This is a genomic window from Mesorhizobium sp. P5_C1, assembly GCF_054049815.1.
In genome coordinates this window covers 1-2309 of sequence record NZ_JBFULQ010000719.1, presented here as the reverse complement: position 1 = coordinate 2309, position 2309 = coordinate 1, and the positions used below count along the sequence as shown (strand labels likewise).

Below are 2309 nucleotides of genomic sequence, written 5' to 3'. Positions count from 1 at the left end.
TCGAACTCCTTCAGCGATTCCGGCTGGTTGAGGCTGGAGAGGTCGACGGCCTGCAGCGTGGCGATCGTCTCTGCTGCCTTCAGCTGATCCTCCTTGACGAGCACCATGTTGGCCTGTGCGTTGCCGAGCACACGCTCCAACTCCATCACCTCGGCCGACTTGATCGACACGTCCATCTCGTTGACCAGTGACTGGTATTCGGTCGAAGCGGCGTTCATCAGGTTGAGCGTGTCGTCGACCTTCGTCCTGACCGCCTTGACGATCTTTGCGCGCACCCGCGTCTCGATCAGGCCGGTCGTCTCGGCGCGCCCGCGTACCGGCTTGACCGAACAGACCAGTTTCGCCAGCGCGTCTGAACCAAGCCGTGCACGCACCRCCTCGACGATCGGGAACAGCGGACGCCAGGCCGCAGGCAGCGAAGCCAGGCTGGCGCCTGACAAAGGCCCGGCATTGATCTCGTTCATCCGCGTCAGGTACCGGCATTTCTCCGGCAAGTCGGCCCCGGAGAAGTAAAGCCGCCCGGTAATCAGGTAGGCCTCGACGGCAGCGGCGTATTGTCGGCCGACGAGCGCGGCGAGCTCTTCGGCGCTATCGGTCGAGATTGGGGCGAAGAAGCGGTAGCGGCTGAGGTAGATCTCTGACCACGCAAGCCTTCGCATCAGCACCGAGGCGTCATCGGCCGAAAGCGGGATGATCGGGAAACCGACGCTGCGGCTGCCGCCGGAGGAGCCCGACGCCTCGCCGACCACCTCGCCGGTGAAGGGCAAGCCGAAATCGGGCTGCGTCGCCTCGTGGCTCGGTTCGACGGCGGCGGGACCGGGGGCGAGCACGCTGAACCGGGTGGCGTCGGGCGTTGCGTTCGAGAGCGTGGCGTTCCAGAAACCGTCGAGTTTCTCCGATGTGTAAGCCCGCTCCAGGATCGATGCGGCGCTGGCCGCGCCGGCCAGGACGCAACTGACAATCAGGGACAACGCGATGGCTCGGAGGGTTGTCATCGGCAGTACCACACCCTGTCGGCAGCGCCCGCCTGGGCGCAGATGCCGGTGGCCGCGCCGTGCGCCTTCCAGTCCGCCTTTATTTTTGCGAGATCGTTGAATGCGCCCTGGGCAGCGTTGTCGGCATGAACCTCGGCGTCCAGCCGCCAGAAGGGCTTTGCCGGATCCGTCGGCAGTAGCACCCCGATCATGTTGATGTGGAAGGCGGAGACCTTGAGAAAATCCTCCGCGCTGGCGACCGTGTTGCGATTGAGATTGGCGTATTGCTCCGGCGTGACGTTGCCGAGCGCCCGCTTGAATTCTCCCTCCGACACTTCGACGGAGCGCAGCATCTGCGTCGTCTTCGCGGCCAGGCCGTCGAGGATCGAGGTGTTGGCGACCAGCGTCGCGCCCGCCCCGGTCACCGGTCCGAATATATCAGCGAAAATGACGCGGATCGCCTTCAGGTGCGTTTCGGCCGACTTGATCTCGACGCGGCGCAGTGCGATCCCCGTTTCGAGATCGGACGCCCGACTGACGAAGCTTCTCAGCGCCAATTGCAGTGTGTCGAACGAGGAACGAGCTTCCGGCGGCGGCTGCAGGAACACCGAGCGTGCATAGCGCACGGCCTCGCTACGGGCGATGTCCTCGACGGTGGCGCGTGTCAGCGCCGATTCCGGGCAGCCGGTGACGTCGCCGAGGTCGGTCAACATCTGCGCGGCATGATAGATTTGATCCATCTGTCGCATCGTGCCGAACGAGCCGCTGGTGGTGAACTCGGCCTCGACGCCGGACAGGTAGTCGGTCAGGTATTCGCGCGCGAACTTCACCATCTCGCACTGCACGCCGGCGGCGCGCTCGCGGATGTGGCGGCCGTAAAACGATGCGCCGACGAAGTATTTCTGGTCGGGCGTCGGTTCGAACCGCTCGACGAAGAGCGACTGGATAACGGTATCATATTCGCCGCACGCATATGTGCGCTCGAGGCATGCGGAGTCGGTCTGCAGGTCGCACTGTGACAGCGCCTGGCCGCACATTTGCTGAGCTGCGGCAAGGTTAATTCCTTCGCCGTAGACAAGGAGGGCTGCCAAGACGATCGCTGGATTGAAGACGGATCTCTTCAGCAAGACGAGCAGAAGAAAATGCACGAAAGCCCCCCGGCCACCGAAGGGGCAGCCTCATCGCTCTTTACAGGCAATATCTTTGCAAGATCAATTTTGTATTGGATCGTTACAGCGAGGAACGGCCATAAAAAGCGTGGCTAACTCAAAGTCAACTTCGCCGAATAACGCATTTATAGAATGTAAACTAAAACGGATTGGCGACCAATGCACC

Annotated in this window: 2 protein-coding genes; both read right to left on the bottom strand. The window is 62.6% G+C overall.

The window, feature by feature from the left end; all coding sequences use genetic code 11:
* Window positions 1-995: hypothetical protein (locus tag ACXJ7R_RS30340; RefSeq protein ID WP_457155037.1), on the bottom strand; the 995-nt coding region annotated here is incomplete at its 3' end.
* Window positions 992-2122, bottom strand: coding sequence for a hypothetical protein (locus ACXJ7R_RS30335; protein WP_457155036.1), 1131 nt, complete (start codon window positions 2120-2122; stop codon window positions 992-994). The genes ACXJ7R_RS30335 and ACXJ7R_RS30340, both read right to left, overlap by 4 nt.
* Window positions 2123-2309 lie beyond the last annotated feature (187 nt).